This window comes from Corynebacterium faecale (assembly GCF_030408735.1).
Lineage (GTDB): Bacteria > Actinomycetota > Actinomycetes > Mycobacteriales > Mycobacteriaceae > Corynebacterium > Corynebacterium faecale.
Genome location: NZ_CP047204.1, coordinates 572,926 through 598,459, shown reverse-complemented (window position 1 = coordinate 598,459; position 25,534 = coordinate 572,926). Strand labels below are relative to the sequence as shown.

At 60.2% G+C, this 25,534-nt stretch carries 25 protein-coding genes; 13 read left to right on the top strand and 12 right to left on the bottom strand.

What is annotated here, in order from left to right:
- The first annotated feature begins 153 nt into the window (after positions 1–153).
- A complete protein-coding gene (locus tag CFAEC_RS02785) occupies positions 154–1,404 on the top strand; it encodes an MFS transporter (RefSeq protein WP_435384271.1) in 1,251 nt (416 codons plus the stop codon).
- 161 nt (positions 1,405–1,565) lie between these two features.
- Positions 1,566–2,582 carry a DUF3500 domain-containing protein gene (locus CFAEC_RS02780; RefSeq protein WP_290278607.1) on the top strand — a complete coding sequence of 339 codons (1,017 nt, stop codon included), beginning with the start codon at positions 1,566–1,568 and terminating at the stop codon, positions 2,580–2,582.
- 124 nt (positions 2,583–2,706) lie between these two features.
- Here CFAEC_RS02780 and CFAEC_RS02775 read toward each other — a convergent pair whose 3' ends face one another.
- From CFAEC_RS02775 to CFAEC_RS02765, 3 genes are all read right to left on the bottom strand, one after another.
- Positions 2,707–4,128, bottom strand: coding sequence for an IS1380 family transposase (locus CFAEC_RS02775; RefSeq protein ID WP_290278605.1), 1,422 nt, complete (start codon positions 4,126–4,128; stop codon positions 2,707–2,709).
- Between the two features lie 184 nt (positions 4,129–4,312).
- Positions 4,313–4,624, bottom strand: coding sequence for a DUF3017 domain-containing protein (locus CFAEC_RS02770; protein ID WP_290279790.1), 312 nt, complete (start codon positions 4,622–4,624; stop codon positions 4,313–4,315).
- 46 nt (positions 4,625–4,670) lie between these two features.
- Positions 4,671–5,525 carry a bifunctional methylenetetrahydrofolate dehydrogenase/methenyltetrahydrofolate cyclohydrolase gene (locus CFAEC_RS02765; RefSeq protein WP_290278604.1) on the bottom strand — a complete coding sequence of 285 codons (855 nt, stop codon included), beginning with the start codon at positions 5,523–5,525 and terminating at the stop codon, positions 4,671–4,673.
- Positions 5,526–5,559: 34 nt separating this feature from the next.
- Between CFAEC_RS02765 and CFAEC_RS02760 the strand changes: the two genes are divergently transcribed.
- Entirely contained in the window at positions 5,560–6,033 is a 474-nt protein-coding gene (locus CFAEC_RS02760; protein ID WP_290278602.1) for a tRNA (cytidine(34)-2'-O)-methyltransferase, read from the top strand.
- Here the strand turns inward: CFAEC_RS02760 and CFAEC_RS02755 are convergent.
- From CFAEC_RS02755 to CFAEC_RS02745, 3 genes are all read right to left on the bottom strand, one after another.
- A complete protein-coding gene (locus CFAEC_RS02755) occupies positions 6,030–6,515 on the bottom strand; it encodes a nucleoside deaminase (RefSeq protein WP_290278600.1) in 486 nt (161 codons plus the stop codon). The genes CFAEC_RS02760 and CFAEC_RS02755 overlap by 4 nt on opposite strands.
- Positions 6,516–6,598: 83 nt before the next feature.
- A complete protein-coding gene (locus CFAEC_RS02750; RefSeq protein ID WP_290278598.1) occupies positions 6,599–7,246 on the bottom strand; it encodes a hypothetical protein in 648 nt (215 codons plus the stop codon).
- A gap of 68 nt (positions 7,247–7,314) precedes the next feature.
- Positions 7,315–8,079 carry an NAD-dependent deacylase gene (locus CFAEC_RS02745; protein ID WP_290278595.1) on the bottom strand — a complete coding sequence of 255 codons (765 nt, stop codon included), beginning with the start codon at positions 8,077–8,079 and terminating at the stop codon, positions 7,315–7,317.
- Between the two features lie 171 nt (positions 8,080–8,250).
- On the opposite strand from CFAEC_RS02745, the gene CFAEC_RS02740 reads away from it, so the two are divergent.
- Complete coding sequence (locus tag CFAEC_RS02740; RefSeq protein WP_290278593.1) at positions 8,251–9,072, top strand: metal-dependent hydrolase; 822 nt, start codon at positions 8,251–8,253, stop codon at positions 9,070–9,072.
- Between the two features lie 156 nt (positions 9,073–9,228).
- Here CFAEC_RS02740 and CFAEC_RS02735 read toward each other — a convergent pair whose 3' ends face one another.
- The 4 genes from CFAEC_RS02735 to CFAEC_RS02720 all read right to left on the bottom strand — a co-directional run bounded on the left by CFAEC_RS02735 (position 9,229) and on the right by CFAEC_RS02720 (position 12,916).
- Positions 9,229–9,909, bottom strand: coding sequence for a metal-dependent transcriptional regulator (locus CFAEC_RS02735; RefSeq protein WP_290278591.1), 681 nt, complete (start codon positions 9,907–9,909; stop codon positions 9,229–9,231).
- A 4-nt stretch (positions 9,910–9,913) separates the two neighbouring features.
- Positions 9,914–11,572, bottom strand: coding sequence for a PH domain-containing protein (locus CFAEC_RS02730; protein WP_435384253.1), 1,659 nt, complete (start codon positions 11,570–11,572; stop codon positions 9,914–9,916).
- Entirely contained in the window at positions 11,569–12,018 is a 450-nt protein-coding gene (locus CFAEC_RS02725; RefSeq protein WP_290279788.1) for a PH domain-containing protein, read from the bottom strand. Before CFAEC_RS02725 ends, CFAEC_RS02730 begins: the two co-directional genes overlap by 4 nt.
- A 61-nt stretch (positions 12,019–12,079) precedes the next feature.
- Positions 12,080–12,916: a glycosyltransferase family 2 protein gene (locus CFAEC_RS02720; RefSeq protein WP_290278589.1), complete on the bottom strand. Its 837-nt coding sequence runs from the start codon at positions 12,914–12,916 to the stop codon at positions 12,080–12,082.
- An 84-nt stretch (positions 12,917–13,000) separates the two neighbouring features.
- Between CFAEC_RS02720 and CFAEC_RS02715 the strand changes: the two genes are divergently transcribed.
- Entirely contained in the window at positions 13,001–14,428 is a 1,428-nt protein-coding gene (locus tag CFAEC_RS02715) for a cryptochrome/photolyase family protein (protein WP_290278587.1), read from the top strand.
- Here the strand turns inward: CFAEC_RS02715 and CFAEC_RS02710 are convergent.
- Positions 14,421–15,965, bottom strand: coding sequence for an SDR family oxidoreductase (locus CFAEC_RS02710; protein WP_290278584.1), 1,545 nt, complete (start codon positions 15,963–15,965; stop codon positions 14,421–14,423). The genes CFAEC_RS02715 and CFAEC_RS02710 overlap by 8 nt on opposite strands.
- Positions 15,966–16,168: 203 nt before the next feature.
- Between CFAEC_RS02710 and CFAEC_RS02705 the strand changes: the two genes are divergently transcribed.
- On the top strand, positions 16,169–16,819 hold the full coding sequence (locus CFAEC_RS02705) for a lipocalin family protein (protein ID WP_290278582.1): 651 nt from the start codon (positions 16,169–16,171) through the stop codon (positions 16,817–16,819).
- An 83-nt stretch (positions 16,820–16,902) separates the two neighbouring features.
- On the opposite strand, the gene CFAEC_RS02700 is transcribed toward CFAEC_RS02705, so the two are convergent.
- Positions 16,903–17,391 (bottom strand): MarR family winged helix-turn-helix transcriptional regulator, encoded by a 489-nt coding sequence (locus CFAEC_RS02700; RefSeq protein WP_290278581.1) that lies wholly within the window; start codon positions 17,389–17,391, stop codon positions 16,903–16,905.
- A gap of 311 nt (positions 17,392–17,702) precedes the next feature.
- On the opposite strand from CFAEC_RS02700, the gene CFAEC_RS02695 reads away from it, so the two are divergent.
- The 7 genes from CFAEC_RS02695 (at position 17,703) to CFAEC_RS02665 (ending at position 25,363) form a co-directional block, all read left to right on the top strand.
- Positions 17,703–18,851 (top strand): polyprenyl synthetase family protein, encoded by a 1,149-nt coding sequence (locus tag CFAEC_RS02695; RefSeq protein ID WP_290278580.1) that lies wholly within the window; start codon positions 17,703–17,705, stop codon positions 18,849–18,851.
- 151 nt (positions 18,852–19,002) lie between these two features.
- A complete protein-coding gene (locus tag CFAEC_RS02690) occupies positions 19,003–21,183 on the top strand; it encodes an MMPL family transporter (RefSeq protein ID WP_290279787.1) in 2,181 nt (726 codons plus the stop codon).
- On the top strand, positions 21,180–22,121 hold the full coding sequence (locus tag CFAEC_RS02685; RefSeq protein WP_290278579.1) for a phytoene/squalene synthase family protein: 942 nt from the start codon (positions 21,180–21,182) through the stop codon (positions 22,119–22,121). The genes CFAEC_RS02690 and CFAEC_RS02685 overlap by 4 nt, the downstream gene beginning before the upstream one ends.
- Positions 22,118–23,749, top strand: a complete 1,632-nt coding sequence (locus tag CFAEC_RS02680; protein WP_290278578.1) for a phytoene desaturase — start codon at positions 22,118–22,120, stop codon at positions 23,747–23,749. The genes CFAEC_RS02685 and CFAEC_RS02680 overlap by 4 nt, the downstream gene beginning before the upstream one ends.
- A 19-nt stretch (positions 23,750–23,768) precedes the next feature.
- The gene (locus tag CFAEC_RS02675; protein ID WP_353960120.1) at positions 23,769–24,167 is read left to right on the top strand and encodes a lycopene cyclase domain-containing protein; all 399 of its coding nucleotides are present in this window, start codon (positions 23,769–23,771) and stop codon (positions 24,165–24,167) included.
- Positions 24,164–24,493, top strand: coding sequence for a lycopene cyclase domain-containing protein (locus CFAEC_RS02670; protein ID WP_290278576.1), 330 nt, complete (start codon positions 24,164–24,166; stop codon positions 24,491–24,493). Before CFAEC_RS02675 ends, CFAEC_RS02670 begins: the two co-directional genes overlap by 4 nt.
- A 6-nt stretch (positions 24,494–24,499) precedes the next feature.
- Positions 24,500–25,363 carry a prenyltransferase gene (locus CFAEC_RS02665; RefSeq protein ID WP_290278574.1) on the top strand — a complete coding sequence of 288 codons (864 nt, stop codon included), beginning with the start codon at positions 24,500–24,502 and terminating at the stop codon, positions 25,361–25,363.
- Positions 25,364–25,534 lie beyond the last annotated feature (171 nt).

Below are 25,534 nucleotides of genomic sequence, written 5' to 3'. Positions count from 1 at the left end.
CACAGCCACTGTGCCCTGCAGAAAGTCCACTTGATGACAAATAACACCATCATCACAGACCAGCGCGACGCCGCTCTCGCCCCTACCAGCCCCGCCGGAACCAACTCTTCCAAGCAACTAACCCCGGAACACCGCAAGGTTCTCGCCGGCTCAATGGTGGGCACCACCATTGAATGGTTTGATTTCTTCATCTATGCCCAGGCCGCGGGTCTGATTTTTGCAACCCAGTATTTCAATCCTGCCAGCAACTCGAGTGCCTCCATCGCTCAGATCATCGCGTGGGCCTCACTGGGCATCAGCTTCCTCTTCCGACCATTCGGCGCTGTTATCGCAGGTCATCTCGGTGATCGTTTCGGCCGCAAGCCGGTACTGGTTCTCACCCTCGTGGGCATGGGTGGTGCCACTGTGGCCATGGGCCTGCTCCCCACCTACGCCCAGATCGGAATCGCCGCGCCACTGATCCTGGTGCTGCTCCGCATCCTTCAGGGAATTTCCGCCGGTGGCGAATGGGGTGGAGCAGCACTCATCGCTGTCGAACATGCACCCAAGGGCCGCCGAGGATTCTTTGGCGCATTCCCACAGGTCGGTGTGCCTGCCGGCATGCTCCTGGCCACTGTGTTCATGCTCGTGATGACCTCAGCACTCTCCCCTGCACAGTTTGAGTCCTGGGGTTGGCGCATCCCGTTCATCTCCAGTGTGGTTCTCATCGGAGTCGGTTTCTTCATCCGCCGCCTGGTTCACGAGTCCCCTGTCTTTTCTGAGATGCAGGAACTGAAGAAGCAGTCCTCCGCACCGCTGTCCGAGCTGTTCAGGAAGCATGCGAAGACGGTCATGCTTGCAGCCCTCATCTTCGCTGGTGTCAACGCCGCAGGGTACCTGGCCATCGCCTTCTTCGTCTCCTACGGCACCGGTGTACTCGGCATGGGTCGCCCCACTGTTCTGCTGCTGACCTCCCTGACCGCGGTCGCATGGATCATCGCCACCCTCTACTTCGGAGCTGCCTCCGATCGGTGGGGTCGCCGTCGGACCTTCGCCATTGGCTACCTGGCCATGATCATCTGGGCAATCCCGACCTGGCTGCTCATCGACACCGCGAACCCGCTGTTCTTCGGCATCGCCGTGGTGATCCTGGGTGTCCTGCTCGGAATCACATATGGCCCGCAGCCTGCACTCTACGCAGAGATGTTCCCCGCCAGTGTTCGTCTCTCCGGGGTATCCATCGGCTATGCAATCGGTTCCATCATCGGTGGAGCTTTCGCCCCGATGATCGCCGAGATGCTGCTGGATTCCACCGGAACGTCCATGTCCATCGGAATCTACATCGCAGTCATCTCCACCATTTCCCTCATTGCGGTGCTCGCGGTACCCAAGACCGGAATCCAGGATAGAAATCTGCACACCTGACATCAGGTGACGGGGTGCCGGCCCCGCCTCGGATAATCTGCACATAATGCCCTCCCATGACCACCGTCAGGGAGGGCATTACTGCGCAACATAACAATCCTGATACATGTTCACAGCTAATTTAACGCTTCACCCATGGTGTCGGACCTACATTGAAGGATGTGACTTTGTTGATCTCCCGCCGTGGACGCACCGCATGTGCGCTCGCCACCACACTCGCTGCTGGCAGTCTGACGTTTGCCGCCTGCAGCGTTGACCGCCCCGACGGTCAGGCGTCGGATGCGGAACCACCCAGGGTCGGGACGGTGATGGGAACGGGAACCAGCGGAGCGTCGACAAGCGCCCCACAGAGCGCAACCATGAGCCATACCGCGAGCCGGCAAACATCGCTGACAGCGCGGGCATTCATGGAGTATCTTGATGCGGAACAACAGCATCAGATCCTCAATGAAGGTCTGTTACTCAATGACCTGACCCGGGCGCAACAGGTCACCATGTTGCAGGTGTTTGAATCACTGCTTAATGAGAACTCCTACTCCACAACCAATGCGCTTCTCGGGCACATCATCAGCTCGCCAGAGGCGGAACCCCACTACCTTCACTTCTCCCGGATTCCCGCTGCGGATGAACGGTGGAAACTGACTGTGGACGGTCCCATGATCGGGTTGCACGCGCAGCTCGCGGCCAGTGGGGTGATGACACTGGAGTCCGGGCATATCGCTATGACCGGCCACGATGCGGAGAGCATCACGCAGACCACGGACCTCCGTGCCCCTGATGCCCCCGTCACTTCACTCCATGACTCAGCCGTTGATTTCTACCACAGCCTCAGCGAAGAGCAACTCCGCGCGTTGACCACACCCGGAGGCGGTGGACTCAGCGGTGCCGATCTCTCCGACTCCCAGAGAGATCTGATCACCGAAGTCACCGCGGACTGGCTCTGCCTGGGAGATGAAGGGACGTCCCCCGATAAACGGGACAGGATCGCCGATTCCATCGATGAGACGACTTTCCTGTTGTCCGAAAACCCCGCAAACCCTGATCAGGACGGCTTATCCCTCCTGATAGATGGCCCGGAGGTGTTCCTGGATATCAACGGTCACCCCGCAGACGAGGGTGCTTCCGCCGTTCACTCGGTATTCCGGGATCCAAGCTTGGCTGCAGCCCCCGCAGGGTAGTTAAACCTCGATCCACCGATGTGCCCTTGATGAGCGGTTGATTTCGGTGTCGGGCACGTCCGGAGTTTTCGAGCAGAGACAGTCCCCAGATCACGCTTTGTTCTGGTTGTTCCACGAATTGTTGTCATCTCACGCTGAAGGGGTCGGCTGGGCGGTCAGGCTGCGGGGAGTGAGTGTGGTCGAACAGCCGAGTCCACTGCGGTTCCCACCGCCAGCTTTCAGGTAAGTGCAGGACCAGCCGCCGGGCGCTGCGCGCGATCCGGGCGGGAACCGTAACGACGGCGCGCCGGATCGTCGTGGTGGTGGCCTTGGCCAGCCCGGTACCGGCGATGGCACCGGCTGTGCGGGTGAGGTTGAACGCCATCACCGCCAAGACGAGCCACGCGGCGTTGGCGGTGAACTTCCCCGACGGCAGGTGCGCCAGGGCGCTGGCCTTCACATCCGCGTTGACCTGTTCGATCACGGCGTGCTGTCGGTGGGTTTTGTCGGCGGCGACGGTGTCCAGCAGCTGAGAATCTGCGGTGGTGAACACCGCGTGGAACCGGTGCAGGTCGAACAGCCCCGGCTGATCGACATCCTTCTTGTTCAGCTCCGGAATCCGGCGCACGACCAGGCGGCCGGGCACCTGGTGGGCCTTCTTCTGGGAGCTGAACGCGATAAACGGTACTTCGGCGACCTCGGCCGAGGAGATCCAGCGCTGGGTGTCTTCGTCAAAGATCGCGTCGGTGTACTGGATCGTCTGCCACCTGTTGTCGGGAATCGTGGCGATGGCATGTTTGACGGTGCTGGTCATCCGGGCGGTGACCGACACATCCGCCCCGGCGTTGATGGCGGCACTGATACTCGGGTGGCCGTAGTACGCGGAGTCCGCGCGCAGGAGGATCTTCTGTTGCTGCAAGCCCGGCAGGCGTCGGGTGGTGGCGATCGCATCGGCGATCAGGCGCCCAGCACCGCGTGGGGACCCGCAGGAGCCACGGCGTAGTCGTTGGGCCACGACCACCGGCGCCGACTCAGGCGTGGTCACCGTGGCCAACAGGGCGTTGAGGCCCCGGACCTTGGAGTAGCCGAAGCCGGAGCCCTGCTTTTTATGGCCGTGGACTTCGATGATCGTGTCGTCGACATCGACGAAGACATAGTTACTGCTGGTAGCAGGCGCCAGGGCCGGGGCCTGTGCAGCCAGACCTACCAAGAATCGGGAGGCTATGGCGTCGAGCTGGCGGACGTGCCCGAAGGTGAACGCCCGGAGGAACGACCCCAGTGTGGACGGGGCGTAGATCCGGTCGAACAGTGTGCTCATGCCGCCGTGGCGCACAAGGTCCATGTCGTCGATGGAGTCGGCACCGGCGGTCATCCCGCCGACAAGTGTGGCGATCTTGGCCCCTGCGTTCGCGCCTTTGTCGGTCGGTACGCTCAACCGGTCCTGGGCCAGGGCAGTCAGCCCGGCTTCGTCGGCCAGGCGCATGATCGGGACCAGGCCGGCGGCCGACACGAGGTTCGGGTCGTCGAATGATGCTGACACCGCAGCAAGGGTGTGAGATAGTTGCATCTGAGAGATGCCCTCCTGAATTGGGGATACGGACCTTCGACAAGTCGTATTATCCCAGCCCAGAAGGGCATCTCTTTTATTCCCACGCCGCTGGAACCCGAACTACATCGGTGGATCCAGGTTAAAGGGATGGGCACCCAGACAGGGCGGGGATCAATGATTCCAGGTTTATCCGCCCTCTGGGTTAACTTCCCAGAGAATCGACCGACAGGGCGAGGAAACTCATCAAGGCTCCCATCACGGTGCAGTAGAAGGCATCGAAACGCCGGGATCGCACCGCCAGCAGACCCATGATGTGGGAATCACAGCTCAGACGGAGGATTGCGAGGAAGATCATCGAAGCACCAAGGGTGAACGTGGCGCGTCGCCAGTGATCTGTAAAAGCAAATAACGACGCCACAAGAACTCCCAGAAGGAACAACCAAACCCCGATCCGCTGCACGACCACAGGTAGCCGTGACCGGGAGAGTTCCCGGTCGTGGGGATTGGCCAGCATCTCGGACTGAGGGATGGGGGTGTTCACGGCAGATATCCTCGAGGCCCTAGAGTCCCGCCAGTTTTTCTGCTCGTTCAACCACGTTGTGGACGAGGAACGCGCGGGTGAGCGGGCCGACACCACCAGGGTTCGGGGACACTGACCCGGCGACCTCCCACACATCTGGGTGCACATCGCCGGCGAGCTTGCCGTCCTTACGGGAAACACCCACATCGAGGACAGCTGCGCCGGGCTTAACCATATCTGCGGTGAGCATATGCGGCTGGCCAGCGGCAGCGATGATGACGTCAGCGTCACGGGTTTCTGCAGCAAGATCCTTGGTTCCGGTATGGCACAGGGTCACAGTCGAATTCTCGGAACGGCGGGTCAGCATCAACCCGATCGGGCGGCCCACGGTGATGCCACGACCGATCACCACCACCTTTGCCCCATTGAGCTCCACACCGAAACGCCGCAGCAGGCTGATGGAACCGTTCGGGGTGCAGGGCAGGGGCGCGGGCTCATTGAGCACCAGCTTGCCCAGGTTCACCGGATGAAGACCATCGGCATCTTTAGCTGGATCAATCCGCTCCAGCACAGCATTTTCATCCAGGTGTTTCGGCAGTGGAAGCTGAACGATATAACCCGTGCAGGAGTCATCCGCGTTGAGCTCATCGATCACCGCAAAGAGTTCCTCCTGCGAAACATCCGCAGGCAGATCCCTGCGGATGGAATTCACACCGATCTGGTCACAATCACGGTGCTTCATCTTCACATAAGAATGAGAGGCCGGATCATCACCCACCAAAACAGTGGCCAGGCCCGGCACAATGCCCTTCTCCTTCAGTGCGGCGACGCGGGTCGCGAGGTCTGCGAAGATTTCATCGCGGTACAGGTTTCCGTCAAGTTTGATAGCAGTCACCTACGCCATTATTCCACGCCTTACAATCTTTCCCATGTCTGTCCCACCACTACATGTCATCTTTGACAATCCCGTCATCCCGCCCAACACCGGAAATGCCATCCGAATGTGCGCCGGAACCGGTGCCCACCTGCACTTAGTTGAACCCTTAGGCTTTGACCTGACGGAGAAACACCTCCGGCGGGCCGGCCTGGATTATCACGACCTGGCCGATGTGACCATCCATCCCACCATCGAGGATTGCTTCGCCGCACTTCCCGGGCGCATCTTCGCATTCACCACGCAGGCGTCGAAATGGTTTACATCTTTAAGCTTTCAGCCCGGCGACGCCCTGTTATTCGGTACCGAACCCACCGGATTACCCCGCGCTCATGTTGAGCATCCGCGCATCACCGACGAGGTCCGCATCCCGATGTTAGACGGGCGCCGCTCGATGAATCTCTCCAACTCCGCGGCGGTGGCCACCTATGAGGCATGGCGCCAGCTGGGCTTCCCCGGCGGAGTCTAACGTGTCAGATGCTGGAAATAGCGGTGGTGGATCTCCTTCAGATTGTCCGTCAACTGTGCAACCGGCCCTTCCACCCTCACACCGGGTGCTACCTGGTTAATGGGAAGCTTGGCCACCGGGGTGGGTTCTGCACCCCAGCCCGAGTACCACTGCCCAACCTCCTGGCCAGAGGAGATGTAGATGATGCGATTCAGGCCCACCCAGGCATGAGCAGCTGCGCACATCGGGCAGTGTTCAGTGGAGGTGTACACCACCGATCCGGCACGTTGGTCCTTGGTGAGGTTGCTGGCTGCCCATCGGGCGATCTCAAACTCAGGATGGCGGGTATTATCACCGTCCCCGTCCCGGTTGTGATCTTCAAACAGGACCTGCCCCTGCTTGGACACCAGCACCGAACCATAGGGGCTGTTGCCCTTGTCCAGGGCGGTAGCCGCCAGTGCCACGCAGCGCCGGAGATGGGTCATGTCGGTATCGGTGAACATGTGAATGCGGCTCCTTGTCTCAAAAGGGGGCTCTGGGGGTGTGCAGATCGGTGTTTAGGTCAGTGTTCAGATCAGTGTTCAGATCAGCAGGCCGCTGCGGAACCTGCTGAGGCTGCCGCGTCATCGGTGTCCCCGGATTCATCCTCCACATCCGCGGAGCACACCCCGTCGGCGGCCATGCTCAACTGGTTACGCCCCTCAGCGTAGGAGTCATACTCATCCCGATCAGCGACCTCGATCTTTCCGTCAACATAATCGAAGGTGAACACACGCAGATCCATGGTCACAACCTCGCCGGGAGCTGCGTAATGACCGAATTGGACAGTGGCCTGGTCATCGGCATCATTGCGCTCCACCAGGGGCGCGGCACCCATCTGGACAGGCTTCGGATCTGTCACCAAATCACCATCCTGGAAGAACACCACAAAACCACTGCTGTCCTGTTCACCGCCTTCAGGTTGGGTGGTACCACTGAGACCGAGCCAGCTGATGCGGTCACAAGCATCAAAGTGGTTGTCTGTGACCTCGAAGCGGAAGGGCTCGTCACCGGTGGTGGGAATCTCACCGGCATCGAGGTATTGACCGAACGCGGTGTCCTCCGGAGTCACGTCATTGCAGGCCGCCGGGTTTTCATTGGGTGGTGAACACGCCACGAGTCCTGCTGCTGCGACAGCCATCAGACCTGTCGTGCCAATGGTTTTCAGCATTCCTGCTCCGAAATTCTTTTTCATGCCCTCCATCATGCCTTCTCATCATGGCAGAGTGGTACCCCGTGGGGGTCGGCGGGCATGAACGGGCATCAAGCCCCTAATTCCCTGACCAGCGCAGGTAATGCGCTGGCTGCCGTGGTACGCCAGGAATAGCTGGCGATCTGGGTGAGGTCAGTGGCATGCGGGGTGATCTCCAGGATGGGCACCCCGCGCTGATGGGCGATCACGGGCAGGGACGCCGCCGGGTACACGATGCCGGAGGTACCCACAATCACCACCAGATCAGTGTCATTCATGCGCTGTTCCGCCAGCATCCATTCATCCTGGGGCAGCGCTTCGCCGAACCACACCACTCCCGGGCGCACTGGATTGGCGCACAAGGGACAGCTCGGCGGGGTGAGACGTTCGACGGGTTCGGTCGGGTAATCCCCGTCGTCTCTCCACGGCCGGGAGCAGACGCTACATCTGAAATGGAAGAGACTCCCATGCAGATGTGTGACGCCGGTAGACCCTGCGCGTTCATGAAGATTATCAATGTTCTGAGTAGTCACATGCACTGTGTCCACCAGATGACTGCCCTCCCAGTAGGCGATCGAACGATGACCCGCGTTGGGCTCCGCCTTCGCGGCGATCCCGGCGCGCCAGCGATACCACGCCCACATAGGCTCCGGGTCCTTCGCCCACGCTGAGATGCTCGCCATCGCCTGGGGATCCACCTTCGACCACACACCGGTGTCTTCATCACGGTAGGTCTCCAGTCCGGAATCCGCACTCATTCCGGCACCCGTGAACACCTCGATATTCCGGGCCCCACGGGCCACGCTGACCGCTTCCAGCAATGCGTGTTCGTCCATGAACCCACGCTAGTCGTTTTTCACCGGAGATTCGGCCACACCCTGTTTTTCCTGACCGAACACCTAGACGGTTTGAGGAACAAGGGGAGCGTTAAACATGCTGACTACCGTTAGGTCTAGAGTATTAGAAAAATAGTGATCGCCAGCAATTTCGAAGGAAGTGTATCGCGCATGGTTATGGGACCCACCCACGCGATGAGCGGTGCCGCGGTCGGACTCGCCGTGGCCCAACTCCTGCCCGAGCAATGGGGTGGTGTGACAACCGCAGAGGAAACCTTCATCTACGCAGGTCTCGCCGCGGGTGCCGCTCTGCTCCCAGATCTGGATTCTCCCTCCGCCACGGTGTCTCGCTCCTTTGGGCCGGTAACGCAGGTCTTTTCCCACTTCACGGAGAATATCGCCCAGACCTTTGTCAATGTCACCCGCGGGCGAAAGGACAAGCACTGCAGAAATGGTCATCGCACCGTCACCCATACTGTGTGGGCAGCGTTGGCGGCGGGCGCCGGGGCAACAGCCGTCATCGGCGCGTTCGGAAAACCAGCCGTGATCGGCCTGTTGTTCTTCTTCCTAGGCCTGGGTATCCGGGGTCTACTCCCCGAGTGGTCGAAGAAGACTGACTGGCTGATCGTTACAGGGCTTTCTGCCGCTCTGGCCTACGGGGTATGGAGTTATGTCCCAGAGGAATCCTTCGGTGTGGTTCTGGGTTCCGCCATCACGGTGGGTTGCCTGACCCATATGCTGGGAGACCTGGCCACAAAACAGGGCATTCCGGTGTTTGCTCCACTGCTGCCGTGGAAAGGAAAACGGTGGTGGAACCTGAAATTACCGAAGTTTCTCAGCATCCGCGCAAACGGCCCCGGAGATAAACTCCTGCTCATCGGTTTCACCATCGCGGTGATCACCCAGATAGGCCTGGTGGCATCTGGAAACATGCGGGATGTGATGCTGGATCTGCTGCCTTTCCAGGTGGTTGCGCAAAGCCTGGTTGGTTAACCCTGAGATCCGGTGAGGCGTTCCGGCGCGCATATCCTCAACTACGACATCGCATCACAGACATCAGTAGTGATGTCGTAGTCCAGGAGACTGATGTCTGTGATGCGATGTCGTAGTGGGGGTTTAGAACCCCATTCCCCCTCCACCTTCCCACCTTCAGTCATCTACACCTTGCACCGTGATAAGCACGAGTTGGGTCACTGCAAGGGGAAATCGCTGTCCGGTCTCCTCCACCACCACTTCGACAATTCCTGCGAAGGGTGCCTTATCCACGGTGATCTTTGAGCCCGGGACCACTCCGTGTTGTGCCAGATAGCGGAGCAATTCCGGATCGATGTCCTGCACCCGGGTGATGGTGACGGTGATCCCGGGGGCAACGGTGGCCAGGGTGGTGCGACCGAGGTCGTCGATAAGCCCGTCGGCAGTGGGGATCGGATCACCGTGCGGATCACGGCGCGGGTGGCCGAGGTGGGCGTCGATCCGGGCGATCAACCGGTCGGAGGCTGCGTGTTCCAACAGATCAGCGTCTTCATGGACTTCGTCCCAGGTGTACCCGAGCACATCATGGAGGAAGGTCTCCAGCAGCCGGTGGCGGCGGACCATCTCCAGCGCCAGTGCGCGGCCGGTGGTGGTGAGTGTGACCCCGGAATATCGTTCGTGGTGAACCAGGCCGCGGGTGGCCAGTCGCTTAATCGCCTCGGAAGCCGTGGGTGTCTTCTGATCCAGGATCTCCGCGATCTCCCCCAAAGTGGCGGGTGACCCGCCGTTGAGGTCCGTGATATCCCAGATGGTCTTCAGATAGTCCTGGGTCTTATCGGGAAGATCTGAGATGTGCATGGGATTAATCGTAGCCCGGGTCATCGGGGGAATCCCCGCCAGCCTCAGCATCCGGCCCGGCATACTCCGGCAGTGGGCGCCTACGCAGCACCTCCACCAACTGACGGCCATCCGCATAGAGCAGGTCACTTCCCTGCATGGCCACCGGACCCGGCACCAGATCCAACTGCACGGTGCTCAGCCCGAGCACGCGCTGGATGGGGCCGCGCCTCAGAGTGAGCTCCTGGATATGACTGACCTCGATCACAGCCATGCGGTGATAAAGCCTGCCGGAATGCACCACAACTGCCCGGGGCACCCCGAACTCACCAAGCAGGGTTACACCCTGCTGCCGGCGGTCCAACGGCGACACCCACTTCGCGGTGGGCGGGCTGACATAGTCCGGTCGGGTGAGGGCATCCGGTTGGGCATGGGTTGTAATCTCCCCCTCTGTCAGAGGCCCGACCACCTCCAGCAACCGCAGGGCGAGCTCTCTCGACCCCACCGGCAACAGTCGGGTCGTCCCGCCCTGCTTGGTTTCGGCACCGTATCCGGCCACCGAGACTGATACCGTCCACCAGCCGAAAGGCCGCCACAACAATGGCTGCACCACGCTGACACCGTGGATGCGCGCGAGTGGAATCGACTGCCTGCGACGATCCGCAAGACCATAGGACACATTGAGCACATCATCACGCAGCTCCGCCTGGAACTTCCAGGACTTGTCAATGAGATTCCACACGGTGGGTGCCAAGCCCGCCAGGAATGGAATCAGTGCAGTAACCCCCAGTGGTGTCAACGCGATCACCAGCAGGCCTAAGACCAACACGATGGTGCTCAGCGACAACGCTGCACTGGCCAATGTCCGGGTGATGGGGATCAGCGGCACAACCTGCTGCGCATCTGCGCCGTGCTCGCTGAGTTGATGGTGTTCGTAGGGTCCACCGTGTAAATCGCTGACGGGGTCGCTGACAGGGTCGCCGTACGGAACCCCGAACGGTGCCCCGGCCTGGCCCCCGTTCTGTTTCGCGCCGGGCCCACGGCGAGGTCCACCAGAAAGATCACCAGAGAGGTCACCCGAGAGAACCCCCGATTGTCTCTCAACCGTGCCCTCAACCGTGCCCTCAAACACTCCCCCGGCCGCACCCCCATTGCCGTCAACACTGCTGTGCCCTGCCACAGACGGGGATGTGATACCCCGGGACGCGGCAATGAGTTCTTTACGCAGTTGATTGGCCTCAGCGCGTTTGAGGAAGGCGATCTCAATGACAGAATTTCCACCCCCAGCGGTTTCCACTCGTACAGCAGCAACGCGGAAGATGCGTGCAATCACGGATTCGACCAGATCGACAGCCTGAATTCGGTCAAAACGGGCGGTGCGCAACTGGGTGTTGAGAACACCACGACGGTGCTGGATCTCCTCGTCGGTGAGACGGAATCCCGTGGCTTTCCACCAGATCCGTGACAAGAGCCAGATAACCCCACCTGCCAGGAGGAAACCACCAATGGAGGCCAGGAACGGCCAGATGGCGATGTCGTGGTCATCACTGAAAAAACCCCACATCGCCTGCCAGGAAGAGACGTTGATATTGAGGGCAAGGCCGGCAAGGATCGCCAGGATCAGGGTCCAGAACCTCAGGAGCGGAGTGAGGGGATGGACACGACGGAAATTATCGGTACTCACAGTCCGCTCATCCTCTCCCGGGCTTTGATGGCCAGACGGTCACGGAGTGCATCGGCTACCTCTGCGGGAATTCCCTGCACGGAGGAGTCACTGGAGGCTGATGCGGTGTTGAGGTTCACCGTTTTCATGCCGAGCGCCCGTTCAATGGGCCCCGCGGTGACATCTACATACTGGATACGTCCATAGGGAACCACGGTGTAGGTGTGCCACAGTCTGCCCTTGGTGATCAGTAGTTCATCACCGGTTTCCAACCACCCGAGTCTCTTCACTTGCTGTGGGATCAACCACGCCTGCCAGATCAGCAGCATCACCATGATGGCGGTGCCGATGTGGAACCACGGGCTGAACATCACACCTGGAACCGCAAAGCCGATGACACCGAGAACCAACCACGGCAAACGCCCGAGGTACCGAGCCTTGGTGAGATTCGGTGAGACTGGATTCATACCCTCGTGAGGCTCAGGTGACTGTTGGTTCATGGGCACCATTGTGCCTGCCCGCCGATGTTCAGGCGAGAGGGGGCTTGAGATCCCGGGGCAGCAGTTGTGATGGAATGATCGAGGCGTTCACCACACCACGACGCACCAGACGGATGTACACGGGTTCTAATTCCCAGGCAGAGCGGACGGTATGGAATCCGCGTGCCACCCGCGTCCAGACTTGTTTCGCACCATAGAGGGCACGCGGGTCCATCATCACGGTCAGATCTTTTTGGAACCATACGGTCTCGTGCGGGCGGACGAAGAAGGAGAAGTACATGTCCTCGTGTACGAAGGTGTTGGACAGGTCGATATCGTCTCGCACCTCCTCCCACCAGGTCCTGCTGATGGAGCAGTTGGATCCGAAGATGGGATTGTGTCCGAGTGCCTGCCGGGAGGCCCATCGGTAGGCACCGAGGTAGAAGTCAGCGATACGCTCGCCCAGCTGCCCCGGCAGGTCGAAGGATCCCACACCGGTCAGCGCCACCACGGTTTTAGACGACGCAGTCTTAGATGACGAAGTGGTGTCCAGTAATGCCCGATCCCAGGTTTCATGAATCCGGGCGAGATAGTCGGGATGGAGGGTGCAGTCGGCGTCGATACGCACAATCACCTCTCCACCTGCGGCGTTGTAGCCGGCTGCGCTCGCCCAGGTGATACCCCGGCGCGCCTCATGGACAACCGTGGCACCTGCTTCTTCGGCGATCTGGACGGAATTATCGGTGCTGCCGTTATCCACCACGATGATCTCATCGGGTGCGATGGTCTGTGCGTTGATTGATGCCAGGCAGTCACGGAGCAGCTCCGCGTCGTTGAGGCAGGGGATAACAATGGTGAGTGTGCGGTGGGGCGAGAGGGGTGTCATGACCCAGGACTTTCTACACGGTGAAGGGTGGTGCGTGAACGATACCAAGACAGTACCTGCTGGTTTATTTTAGACTCGGTGGGCATGACCTCCACACATGATTCCCCCACTGTTGTCTGGTTCCGTGACGATCTCCGCATACGTGACAACGCCGCTGTGCGATGGGCAGCTGAGCGTGGGCCGGTGATCGGCTTGTTCATTGATGAGAATCCTGGTCGTCCACTCGGGGGTGCCGCCCGGTGGTGGCGGGAGCGGAGTCTGGGGCTGCTGTACCACGATCTGGCTTCCCACGGTGTGCCGCTGTTGCGTCGTAGCGGTGATCCGGTGGCGGTGGTGGCCGAGGTCGCGACGCAGGTGGGCGCCGGCGCTGTGACCTGGAACCGGCGTTATCATCAGCCCTGGTGTGAGATTGATGCGGAGATCAAGACCCAGCTGCGTGACCAGGGATTGGAAGCACACAGCCACCCTGGTTTCCTGCTCACCGAACCTTGGGAGGTCACTAGTGGCGCGGGCACCCCGTACAAGGTTTACACGCCGTTCTCCAAGGCGGCTTTTCCCCTGGCGGAGGGTCGTGCCGAACAGGTGGGTGATCCGTTTCCTGCCGGATTGACCGGCCCCGAGACCACGGACCCCCTGGACAAACCAGAGGTCATTGATCCTTTCTGGGCCACCGAATTAGCCTCACACTGCTCTCCGGGCGAACAGGCGGCACTGGATCGTCTGGAGAAGTTCCTCGACGGCCTGCGTGAGCATGGTGGTTATGCACAGGGCCGCGATGAGATGGCGAAAGTGGTCACCAGTGGTCTGTCCCCGTACCTCCGCTTCGGCGAGATCAGTATCCATCGGGTGTGGTCCGAGGTGGCGGCGGCAGCCGATTGCGGAGATATTGAGGCCGAGGATGCACAGGTCTTTCTCAAGGAGTTGTTGTGGCGCGATTTTGCCTGGCACCGCCTCTACGCCCTGCCGCAGATGGACACCGATAATGTCCGCGCGCAGTTCAACCGCTTCGGGTGGGCATGGGATGAAGAAGAAATAACCAAGCTTATCGACGGCCGCCATCCCCTGTCCCCCACCTCTACGGATGAGTTCCATGTGGTCATGGCGGCCTGGCGCGCAGGGCGCACCGGGATCCCCCTGGTGGATGCCGGCATGAGGGAGTTGTGGGCGACCGGTTCCATGCACAACCGCAGCCGGATGGTGGTGGCGAGCTTCCTCACCAAGAATCTGCAGATCCACTGGCGTCACGGTGAAGAGTGGTTCTGGGAAACACTCGTGGATGCCGATCCCGCGTCCAACGCATTCAACTGGCAGTGGGCCGCAGGGAGTGGTGATGATGCCTCCCCCTATTTCAGAATCTTCAATCCTGAAACCCAGGCCCGCAAATTCGATCCGGAGGAGACTTATATCCGCCGGTGGATACCGGAGTACGGCACGCCCGACTACCCGGAGCCGATCGTGGATCTGAAGGAATCACGACGGGATGCACTCGAAGCCTACGATGCGATCAAGTAGTGGTCTGGATGCCCTCGCGTGCGGCCTTGAGAATATTGCGGCGCATGAACGGGAAGATCACTGAGTGGAACGGTGACACCGCCCACCAGTAGAGGTACCCCTGCAGACCCTTGGGCTCAAAAAGTGCCCGCTGGGTGTAAGTGGATCCTCCCCCGTCATTGTCCTCGACCTCCAGGATGAGCCAGGCTTTGCCATCCACCTTCATCTCGGCGGTGAGGACCAGCCGGTTGGGTGGGGTGACGTCGGTGACACGCCACCAGTCGATGCGGTCACCAAGCTTCAGCCGGCGCGGATCACGTCGTCCACCAAGTCCCGGGCCACCGATGAGGCGATCAGCGATGCCCCGGAGCCGCCACAACGCGGGAGCCGAGTACCAGCCATTGGCACCGCCGAGCCCCTCGATGATCGGCCAAACCTGCTCGGCGGTGAGGTCGGTGGTTTCTGTCCGGGTGTCCTGATAGACGGATTTTCCTGCCCACTCCGGATCTGTCGGTTGGCTGGCCCAGGCCGGGGGTGGGTCCTGTTCAGTCCAACTGCGGTCCCAGGAGGTGGGCACCCCGCGGTCTGACTCAGCGGCCAGGGCGAGTTCCACTGCTTCGCGGTAGTCGATCAACCCGCCCTCGGGGTCCGGGATGATGGACTTGATGCTGTTTTCCTCGGTGACGGCATCCTCCGCCATCGACTGTGCCAACGGGAAGGTCAACTGATAGGGCACGGGGGTTACCAGGCTGATCCAGAAGCCGGAGAGCATGTCCATCGGCAGGTTGAGTGGAACCGAATATACGCGCCGTGTGAGTCCGCGGACATCCGCATAGATGCGGAGCAGGTCGGCGAACTCATATTGGTTTCCGCACCCGATATCGCATGCTTGGTTCACTGGTTCTTCAAGATCCGCCGCGGACACCAGGTAGTGCAGTGTGTCGCGGATGGCCAGTGGTTCAATGCTGTTGGTGATCCATTGAGGCGCCACCATGAGCGGCAGACGTTCAGTGAGATGCCTGATCATCTCGAAGGAAGCGGAACCCGACCCGATGAGTGTGGCTGCACGCAGGATGAGTGACGGGGTCGCACTGTCCAGGAGTGTCCGGGCAACGTTCTCCCTGGAGCGCATATGTTTTGATAACTCGTGCATGTCACGTTGCCGCGGGTGCAGACCGGAGAGATAAACCATCTGTTTCACCCCTGCATGGTCGGCTGCCGCTGCAACATTCTCGGCAGTCCGCTTCTCCTGCTTCTCAAAGTCCACGTCCTTGCCAGACATGGAGTGCACGAGGTAGAAGGCCACATCAACGTCAGAGAACAACGCCTCCAGATCGTCCGGCTCTGAGAGATCCGCTTCCACCATCTCAACCTTGGGGTGCCAATCGAAGCGCTCGAGGCTTTCCCTCTTACGGGATGTGGCACGCACGGTGAAACCCGCGGCGAGCAACTCTGTGATGAGGCGACCACCGACATAACCTGTGGCCCCGGTAACCAGGACGCGACGACCCGGGTGCCGAGCCCGGTAATTCAGTGTGGGCTCTAGTCCGTTGTTCATGTGGGCGAGTATAGAGAAAAACCGTGTCTCTTATCACGGTGGATAAGGGCGATCAGAGTGGATCTCTGCGCATTGAGCAGCCAAAAACTCGCTCACGGAAAAATCACTCTACGCTTAATACTGTCAGCTGCACGGCCATGTACTATACTTCAGATGTTAGTAACCAAAAAGATAATATAAACTTTGAGAAAGGAAGAACGCACATGCGTCTCAGCAAAAAAATAACGGTCGCCGCACTGCTCTCCGCAGTCTCCATCTTCGGAGCATCCACCGCCCAGGCCCAGGACATCTTCGACGGGGGCCGCCTCGCAGGCAGCTCCTCCCAGGTGGCCAACCTGAGCTCCACACCAGAAAACCAGGCCCTGCCCGAGATCGACCAGAAGGTGGACCTCGAGCGCTACCAAGGCCGGTGGTACCAGGTTGCAGCGATCCCCCAGCCCTACAGCCTGCAATGCTCCAGTGACACCACCGCCGATTATGGCGTCATCGATGACAACACCATCTCCGTGGTCAACTCCTGCAACACACCCTTCGGACCCTCCGTAATCAACGGCAAGGCCGATGTCCGCTCAGACGCCTCCCTCAAGGTCACTTTCGGCGGCGTCCCATTCCAGACCGAGGGTGGCGAGCCAAACTACCGCGTGACCTACCTGGAAGATGACTACTCCCTGGCCATCGTCGGAAGCCCGAACCGCCTCTCCGGCTTCGTCCTCTCCCGTACCCCCGACCTGAGCGCTGAGGACTGGGCCAAGGTCCGCAACATCACCGAGGATCGCGGCTGGTGGTCCTGCGCATTCGTCACCGTCCCGGCGGCAGGCGGCATGAACAATCCGGCACCACTCTGCACGATCTAACACTGCAAGCAGTGAAAATGGGCCAGGCCCCGCGAGGAATTATTTCCTCGTGGGGCCTGACCCAAGTTTCACGCACCCCGCAATCAAGCGGCAGGCGGCTTCCCATCCGCCCAGGAGGCGTTGGCCAGGGACAACTCCTTGGTCATATCCTCCAGGAACCGGATGACCACCTCGCGCTCATCAGGACTAAGACGCTTGGCAGAATCAAAACGACGAGCCTGATGCCTACCCAGTGTCTGCATGGCCTCTGTACGGGTAACTTCCGTGACCTCGAGAGCAAACGCTCTGCGGTCGATGGGGTGAACCCTACGGATGATATGTTCCCCCTTTTCCAGACGGTTGAGCATCTTGGTCACCGACGCAGGCGATAACTTCAGGTGGGTGCCCAGCATTCCGGGTGTGACCATTTCACCGGTATGACCCGCCACTATCAGATAGTGGAGGGCTCTCATGTCCTGCGTACTCAGCTCCATATAACGCGCCGAAGCCTGGCCCACGGCGCGTTCAACATCCCGCAGCCCGGATAACGCCTTCATCAGACGGCCGATCTGCGCTATATCTTCCGGCGTCATATCAGAACGATCTATGAGTTCACTTCGAGGGTCACTCGACCTCACGTCATAGAGGTTGTTGAGCGATGATCCGTCCCCGCTCGTATTATCCGAATCCTGCATAGCCTTATGTTAACCCTTTTTTCTTTCAATGTCAGATAAAGTTAAGCTTTGCCAATATTAACTTTTAGGATACTATCGGTAGCGTTGCAGGTACACTTTCTTCCATACCGCCTTCAAACGGCCACGTATCCCCGCGATGTTTGTCGGACATCTTGGAAGTTAAGTGTGGTGGCACAAATGACACAGCGATTTTCGAAATGGACGACGGCATGACAATCACGACAGAGCAGTTAGCTCCCCCGGGTTTCGATTTCAATGAGGAAATCTACCGGGAACTGAATCGCACCTTCGCGTCTCTTTCTGAGCAGTGCAGGAAGTACAGCCCGGACTTCCGCGCGTGCCTTGACACCGCGTTCCAGGCACTACGTGGCGGAAAGCTCGTCCGGCCCCGCCTGGTACTGGGGCTGCACCGCACCATGATCGCCGGTTTGGCAGAGCGTGACTCACGTGACGGGCGGGATGACCCTAACAACCAGGGCGACAACCATCATGCGGCCCTGCAGATCGCCGTGGCCACGGAGCTGTTGCACTTCTCCTTCCTGGTTCATGATGATGTCATCGACGGGGATCTCTACCGCCGGGGCAAGCTGAACTTCATCGGCCAGATTCTCAAACAGCGTGATCCTGATAATCTCTCCGATTCCGGCCCCCACCCTGAACACCTGCACTGGGCACAGTCCAACGGGATCCTGATCGGGAACTTCTTCCTGGCCGCCGCCCACCAGATCTTCGCACGTCTTGATCTTCCCCATGCCGACCGTCTCCGTCTGCTGGATCTGCTCCAGCACACCATGAATGACAGCATCGTCGGGGAATTCCTGGACGTGGGCCTGAGCAGCAAGGCCATCACCCCGGATATCACCACCGCCCTGGAGATGAGTCGCCTGAAAACGGCCACCTACACCTTCGAGCTGCCTCTGCGTGCCGCCGCCATCCTGGCCGGACTGTCGGAAGAGGACGAGGTCGGGGTCGGGGAGATCGGCATCCAGCTGGGCACCGCCTATCAGCTGCAGGATGATTACCTCTCCACCTTCGGCGAGGCCGCTGAACACGGTAAGGATTCCTTCTCTGATCTTCGCGAAGGAAAAGAAACCACCATCATCGGTTTTGCCCGCGGAACAGCCCTGTGGAAGGAGATCAAGGTCAACTTCGATAACGGTGACCTGAGCACCAGTCAGGCTGAGGAGATCCGTGACCTCCTGGTTCAGTGTGGCGCGGAGGAGTATTCCAGCAGCACCATCAAGAACCATCTGGAGGCCTGCCGGGTCGGCATCAGGGAACTGAGCGACCGGGTCAACCGCGATGTGGTTGACCTTCTGCTCGCCCAGGTTGATCAGCTGGCCACCCGTCGATCCTGATAGCACTCCGCCACCATAGCCTGACGCTGTCTTAAACTTTTATCCTTCATTTCTCTTATTACGGAAGCGACGCCCCATGTCTACTCGCACCACAGCACGCCCTGCCTCTGCGCAGGGCGGGGATCAGAAGAAGTCTGGTCCTGCCCGCTGGGTGAGGATTTTTCTCCCCGCAGTCCTCATCCTCGTCTGGCTCATCGGCGCCGGAGTGGGTGGCCCCTACTTTGGCAAGGTCGGTGAGGTTTCCTCCAATGACCAGACCGCTTATCTTCCGGAGTCCTCCGATGCCACCCAGGTGCAGCAGCTGCTGGGTGAGTTCAGTGATTCTGATTCCATCCCCGCGATTGTGGTCATGGTCGGCGAGGAGCCGCTGACTGAAACAGAGATCGGCGATCTCAGCGGTATCATCGCAGGACTCTCAGACGTCGATGGCATCGCCAACGGTGTCTCCCCTGCCATTCCCTCAGAAGATGGGCTGGCACTCGAGGCATTTGTCCCGATCAGTAGCGATGCTGAGATTGCAGATGTCGTCGACAAGCTCTCTGAGACCCTGAGCTCGCAGGCGCCGGACAATGTGACCACCTATGTCACCGGACCTGCCGGTTTCAGCGCCGACCTCGGCGCCGCCTTCGCCGGCATTGACGGCCTGCTGCTGCTCGTGGCACTAGCGGCGGTATTTGTCATTCTCATCGTGGTGTACCGCTCCTTCATCCTGCCGATCGCGGTACTGGCCACCAGTATCTTCGCGCTGGCCACGGCACTGCTGGTGGTCTGGTGGCTGGCCAAGTGGGAGATCCTCCTGCTTTCCGGCCAGACCCAGGGCATCCTGTTCATCCTGGTCATCGGTGCCGCAACCGACTACTCCCTGCTCTATGTCGCCCGTTACCGCGAGGAACTTCGCCAGCACCGGGACAAGGCCGTGGCCACGTTCAAGGCGATCCGTGCCTCTGTGGAACCGATCCTGGCCTCAGGCAGCACCGTGATCGCCGGTCTGCTCTGCCTGCTGTTCAGTGACCTGAAATCCAACTCCACCCTGGGACCGGTGGCCTCCATCGGCATCATCTTCGCCATGCTGTCTGCACTCACCCTGCTGCCTGCTCTGCTGTTCGTGTTCGGCCGTGTCGCCTTCTGGCCGAAGCGCCCGAAGTACGAACCTGAAGTGGTCAGGTCAGAAAACGGCATGCCATCCAAGGGCATCTGGACCAAGGTCGCACGTCTGGTGCAGAAGCACCCCCGCGCCATCTGGGTCTCCACCCTCATCGTCCTGCTCGCAGGTGCCGCCTTCGTGCCCACCCTCAAGGCCGACGGTGTTTCACAGTCCGATCTGATCCTCGGAGCCTCCGAGGCCCGTGATGGTCAGGATGCCCTGGGCGAGCACTTCCCCGGTGGCTCCGGCAGCCCGGCCTACGTGGTCACTGAAGAAGCCAACCTGCAGCCCATTGCGGACATTCTGCTGGCCAATGACAGTTTTGACGGCATCACGGTCTCCAGCTCCGACTCCCCCGCAGGTTCCGCACCGGTGACCACTGAGGGCATCATGGCGATGGGCCCCGGCCCGGCGCCGGCACCCACCGTGGTGGACGGCCAGGTCCTGATCCAGGCCACCCTTGTCGCTGCACCGGATTCCAAGGAAGCTCAGGATTCCATCAGCGAACTGCGCCAGAACCTCGCCGATGACAACATCAATGCCCTGGTTGGTGGCGTCACCGCCACTGCCCTGGACACCAACGAGGCGTCCATCAAGGACCGCACCCTCATCATCCCGATTGTGCTGTTGGTGATCCTGCTGATCCTCATGGTGTTGCTGCGTTCCATCATCGCGCCGGTCCTGTTGGTGATCACCACGGTGATCTCCTTCGCCACCGCCCTGGGTGTCTCGGCGCTCCTGTTCAACTACGTGTTCAACTTCCCCGGCGCGGACCCGGCGGTCCCGCTGTACGGTTTCGTGTTCCTCGTGGCCCTGGGCATTGACTACAACATCTTCCTGATCACCCGAGTGCGGGAAGAGACCACCAAACATGGCACCAGGCAGGGCATTCTGCGTGGCCTGACCGTCACCGGTGGTGTGATCACCTCTGCCGGTATGGTGCTGGCCGCCACCTTCGCGGCACTGTATGTGATCCCGATTCTCTTCCTGGCGCAGATCGCCTTCATCGTGGCGTTCGGTGTGCTCATTGACACCTTCCTGGTCCGCGCATTCCTGGTCCCGGCTTTGTTCTACGATATCGGCCCAAAGGTCTGGTGGCCGTCTAAGCTTGCTACCCAGAAGCATGAAGACGAGGTTGCCCGTAATGAGGCACGCGCTGCGCAGGATGAGGAGCTCATAAAGGCATGACCCAGGGATTTCCGACAGGCGCCGGCTCACCCCGGTCTGCCTCCTTTCTCCACAGTGCGCTGGGGCTCTACAACCGGGTGGCCGTCAAGGCATCACACCAGGTGATCAAGAGATATTCCACGAGCTTCAGCATGTCCACGCTGCTTCTGTCCCCGCAGATCCGCCGTGATATCCGCAACCTGTACGCGGTGGTGCGCATCGCCGATGAGATCGTCGATGGCACCGCCGAGGCTGCGGGCTACACGCCCGCACAGCTGGAGAAGCTTCTCGACGACTACGAGGCCGCAGTCCTCGCCTCGCCCGAACAGCACTTCCACACCGATCTGGTGCTGCAGGCCTATGGAGAAACCGCTCGGCGCTGCAACTTCCAGGAGGAGCACGTGGTGGCGTTCTTCGCCTCCATGCGCCGGGATCTCACCGCCCACGAGCACGACCCGGGTAGTTTCGAGGCCTATGTCTATGGCTCTGCTGAAGTCATCGGACTACTGTGCCTGAGCGTGTTCAACCAGGGGCGTCCAGTCAGTGCCCGCCGTCAGGAAGAGATGAAAGATGGTGCCCGTGCATTGGGCGCTGCTTTTCAGAAGATCAACTTCCTGCGTGATCTGGCTGAGGATCAGCAGGACCTGGGTCGCACCTACTTCCCCGGCACCACTGCAGGTGCGTTGATGGAGAGTGAAAAGCAGCAGTTGATCGCGGATATCCGCATCGATCTGGAAGCTGCCGATCGCACCTACTCCGCGTTGCCGGTGCAGGCACGGATAGGTGTGATCGCCGCAGCCCTGCTCTTCGAGGGCCTCACCGACCGGATCGAACAGACTCCGGCGGAGAAACTACTGGAAGAACGCATCAGCATTCCCCAGCTAACCAAGCTTCAAATCCTGGGCCGGGCCACCGCCAGGGGGCTAGCCATGAGTATCTACAGAAAGAAGTCGGCATGACCGGGCACAAGAACTCCACCACCGTCACACCAGGAACAGCGGTTGTCATCGGCGCCGGTGTGGCAGGCCTTGCCACCTCCGCGCTCCTGGCCCGTGATGGCTGGGATGTCACCGTTGTGGAGAAGAACAGTGCTGTGGGCGGACGTGCCGGTTCCCTGGAGATCGACGGTTTTGATGGTTTCCGCTGGGATACCGGCCCCTCCTGGTACCTCATGCCTGAAGCCTTTGACCACTTCTTCGCCCTCTTTGGCACACGGACAGAAGACCACCTGGAACTGGTGGATCTCACCCCCGCTTACCGGGTGTTCTCCGGTGATACCTCCGTGGTTGATGTACCGACCGGACGTGAGGAGGCCGCCGCACTCTTTGAATCCATCGAACCCGGTGCCGGCGCAAAGCTGCTCACCTACCTCGATGGTGCGGAAGATGCCTACAACATTGCGATCGACCGGTTCCTCTACAACACATTCTCCCAGCTCGGCCCGCTGCTGCACAAGGATGTGCTCACCCGCGCAGGGCGGCTCGCATCGTTGCTGACCCGTTCGCTCGAATCCTATGTGAACAGCCAGTTCAAGACCCCGATCCTGCGCCAGGTACTCACCTACCCGGCGGTGTTCCTGTCCTCCCGTCCGGAGGGCACGCCGTCGATGTATCACCTGATGAGTCACACCGATCTGGTGCAGGGCGTTAAGTACCCGGTCGGTGGTTTCACCGCGGTGGTCAACGCCTTACACAACCTTGCGGTGGAGCACGGTGTGACCTTCCAGCTGTCCACGGAGGCCACCTCCATTGACACAGCGAATGTCAACGGCAAAACAGTCACCACCGGTGTGAGTGTGCTACACGGCGGGAAGGCTGAGAAGATCCCGGCGGATATCGTGGTCTCTGCCGGTGATCTTCACCATACGGAGAACAACCTTCTGCCGAAGAAACTGCGCACCTATCCGGAGCGTTACTGGTCCACCCGCAACCCGGGTATCGGTTCCGTTCTGGTGTTGCTTGGCGTGGAGGGTGAGCTGCCCCAGCTGGACCACCACAACCTGTTCTTCAGCGAGGACTGGACCGATGACTTCGCCGTGGTCTTCGACGGGCCACAGAAGACCCGCCCCTCCAACTCCTCAGAATCCATCTACGTATCCAAGCCATCGGCTTCCGAGGACGGGGTGGCACCTGCCGGTGCTGAGAACCTGTTTGTCCTGGTGCCGGTGAAGGCCACCAGCAGCATCGGCCATGGTGATGCGTACATGCCTGAGGCTTCTGCCTCAGTGGACGCCATTGCAGAGCATGCCATCTCACAGATCGCAGCCCAGGCCGGCATTGGGGATCTGCGCGAACGGATCATGGTCAAGCGCACCCTGGGACCCGCTGACTTTGAGCACCGCTACCACTCCTGGCTCGGTAGCGCACTCGGCCCTGCGCACACCCTGGCGCAGTCCGCGTTCCTGCGCGGGCGCAATAAATCACGCAAGATCGACACCCTCTTCTACGCCGGTGCCACCACCGTGCCGGGCGTGGGCATCCCGATGTGCCTGATCTCTGCGGAGAATATCCTCAAACGACTCCACTCCGACACAACCCCCGGACCACTACCGGAGCCAGTACCCAATGCTGCTGAATCAGTAGGGTAAATACGTGACCGATTTCCTGATGTCCTTCGTCTACCTAGGTTTGCTGATCGTCTTCATCGGCTGCATGGTGTTGTGTGATCACCGGTGGAAGCTCGCCTTCTTCCGTGACGCACGTCGTGCAGCCCTGGCGATCGGCATCACCTTTGCCGGATTTCTCCTGTGGGATGTGTTCGGCATTGTCACCGGCACCTTCTACCGCGGTGACTCCCCCTATATGACGGGCATCGACTTAGCTCCCCATCTGCCCATTGAGGAGCTGTTCTTCCTGTTCTTCCTGTGTTATCTCACCTTGAACCTGACCTCCGCGGTGAGTCTTGTGCTCAAGACCCCACTGCCGGAACAACGAACGGGCAGGGGTGATCCAGGTGTGGCAACCGGCTCCACCACAATGACCGGTGATAAGGGGGCCCGACCATGACCTATGTACTCATGAGTATCCCCTTCATGGTGTTTGCGCTCATCGCGTTTGTGCTCAAGCGGAAAAACGGCACCAGGAAGATCACCGTGGTCACCCTGTCGACCACCCTCATCCTGTTCGTGTTGACGATCATCTTCGACAACATCATGGTGTGGGCTGATCTCTTCGGTTATGGCGATGCCCAGCACTTAGGCATCTGGATCGGCCTGATCCCCTTGGAAGATCTCTTCTATCCCCTCTTCGCCGCCCTGCTGATCCCGGCGATCTGGTTGCCGGGCAGCATGTTCCGCAAAACTGACACACCTTCTGAAGCTGAAAGGGCGTAAACCATCATGATGGACACAATCCGCATTGTGTTTTCCTCATCCCGCCCCATCAGCTGGGTGAACACCGCCTTCCCCTATGGCCTGGCCTATCTGCTCGGTGGCGGCCAGCTAGACTGGTTGTTCTGGGCGGGTGTGGTCTTCTTCCTCATCCCCTACAACATCGCCATGTACGGCATCAATGATGTCTTCGATTATGAATCCGACATCCGCAACCCCCGCAAGGGCGGTGTCGAGGGTGCCGTGGTACCCAAGAAGTACCACCCCACCCTGCTGTGGGCCTCCGCCATCACCACCATCCCCTTCCTGGTGGTGCTCTATGCTGCAGGCACCTGGATGTCCGCCCTGTGGTTGACCATCTCGGTCTTTGCGGTCATCGCCTACTCCGCGGCGGGCCTGCGTTTCAAGGAGCGTCCGCTGCTGGATGCGATCACCTCCTCCACCCACTTCACCTCCCCGGCGCTGGTGGGTGCCACGATCACCGGTGCGGATATCTCCACCGCGATGTGGCTCGCCCTGGCGTCCTTCTTCCTCTGGGGCATGGCCAGCCAGATCCTCGGCGCGGTCCAGGATGTGCGCGCTGACCGCGAAGCCGGACTGGCTTCGATCGCCACGGCGATGGGCGCACGCGGTGCCACACGTTTAGCCACTGTGCTCTACATTGGTGCTGCCGGGCTGGTGTTCCTGCTGCCCTCACCTGCGTGGATTGTGGGCATCACCGCTATCACCTATGTGCTCAACGCTGGCCGGTTCTGGAATATCACCGATGCCACCTGCGAAGATGCCAACCGCAGTTGGAAGGTCTTCCTCTGGCTCAACTACCTGGTGGGTGCCGTGGTGTCCATGACCCTGATCAGCGTGTACCTGGTATAAAAAGCTGCTTGCCCACGCCCTGTCCTGTGCACAGCACCATTGCCGAAGGGGATACTGGCATGGCGATGGACACAACCGGGTAGAGGCAGGGTTTCCCCGCCTCCCCCTGGCACTACTGGAAGTCTGCTTCATGGAAGTTTCTTCTCTTGCCGGTCTGGTTTCATAGACACA

Coding starts and splice junctions, on each gene's coding strand:
- CFAEC_RS02785 (WP_435384271.1), top strand. CDS start 154: ATGGTGGGCACCACCATTGAATGGTTTGATTTCTTCATCTATGCCCAG.
- CFAEC_RS02775 (WP_290278605.1), bottom strand. CDS start 4,128: ATGCAACTATCTCACACCCTTGCTGCGGTGTCAGCATCATTCGACGAC.
- CFAEC_RS02770 (WP_290279790.1), bottom strand. CDS start 4,624: ATGCTGGCCAATCCCCACGACCGGGAACTCTCCCGGTCACGGCTACCT.
- CFAEC_RS02760 (WP_290278602.1), top strand. CDS start 5,560: ATGTCTGTCCCACCACTACATGTCATCTTTGACAATCCCGTCATCCCG.
- CFAEC_RS02755 (WP_290278600.1), bottom strand. CDS start 6,515: ATGTTCACCGATACCGACATGACCCATCTCCGGCGCTGCGTGGCACTG.
- CFAEC_RS02750 (WP_290278598.1), bottom strand. CDS start 7,246: ATGAAAAAGAATTTCGGAGCAGGAATGCTGAAAACCATTGGCACGACA.
- CFAEC_RS02745 (WP_290278595.1), bottom strand. CDS start 8,079: ATGGACGAACACGCATTGCTGGAAGCGGTCAGCGTGGCCCGTGGGGCC.
- CFAEC_RS02740 (WP_290278593.1), top strand. CDS start 8,251: ATGGTTATGGGACCCACCCACGCGATGAGCGGTGCCGCGGTCGGACTC.
- CFAEC_RS02735 (WP_290278591.1), bottom strand. CDS start 9,909: ATGCACATCTCAGATCTTCCCGATAAGACCCAGGACTATCTGAAGACC.
- CFAEC_RS02725 (WP_290279788.1), bottom strand. CDS start 12,018: ATGAATCCAGTCTCACCGAATCTCACCAAGGCTCGGTACCTCGGGCGT.
- CFAEC_RS02720 (WP_290278589.1), bottom strand. CDS start 12,916: ATGACACCCCTCTCGCCCCACCGCACACTCACCATTGTTATCCCCTGC.
- CFAEC_RS02715 (WP_290278587.1), top strand. CDS start 13,001: ATGACCTCCACACATGATTCCCCCACTGTTGTCTGGTTCCGTGACGAT.
- CFAEC_RS02710 (WP_290278584.1), bottom strand. CDS start 15,965: ATGAACAACGGACTAGAGCCCACACTGAATTACCGGGCTCGGCACCCG.
- CFAEC_RS02705 (WP_290278582.1), top strand. CDS start 16,169: ATGCGTCTCAGCAAAAAAATAACGGTCGCCGCACTGCTCTCCGCAGTC.
- CFAEC_RS02700 (WP_290278581.1), bottom strand. CDS start 17,391: ATGACGCCGGAAGATATAGCGCAGATCGGCCGTCTGATGAAGGCGTTA.
- CFAEC_RS02695 (WP_290278580.1), top strand. CDS start 17,703: ATGACAATCACGACAGAGCAGTTAGCTCCCCCGGGTTTCGATTTCAAT.
- CFAEC_RS02685 (WP_290278579.1), top strand. CDS start 21,180: ATGACCCAGGGATTTCCGACAGGCGCCGGCTCACCCCGGTCTGCCTCC.
- CFAEC_RS02680 (WP_290278578.1), top strand. CDS start 22,118: ATGACCGGGCACAAGAACTCCACCACCGTCACACCAGGAACAGCGGTT.
- CFAEC_RS02675 (WP_353960120.1), top strand. CDS start 23,769: ATGTCCTTCGTCTACCTAGGTTTGCTGATCGTCTTCATCGGCTGCATG.
- CFAEC_RS02670 (WP_290278576.1), top strand. CDS start 24,164: ATGACCTATGTACTCATGAGTATCCCCTTCATGGTGTTTGCGCTCATC.
- CFAEC_RS02665 (WP_290278574.1), top strand. CDS start 24,500: ATGATGGACACAATCCGCATTGTGTTTTCCTCATCCCGCCCCATCAGC.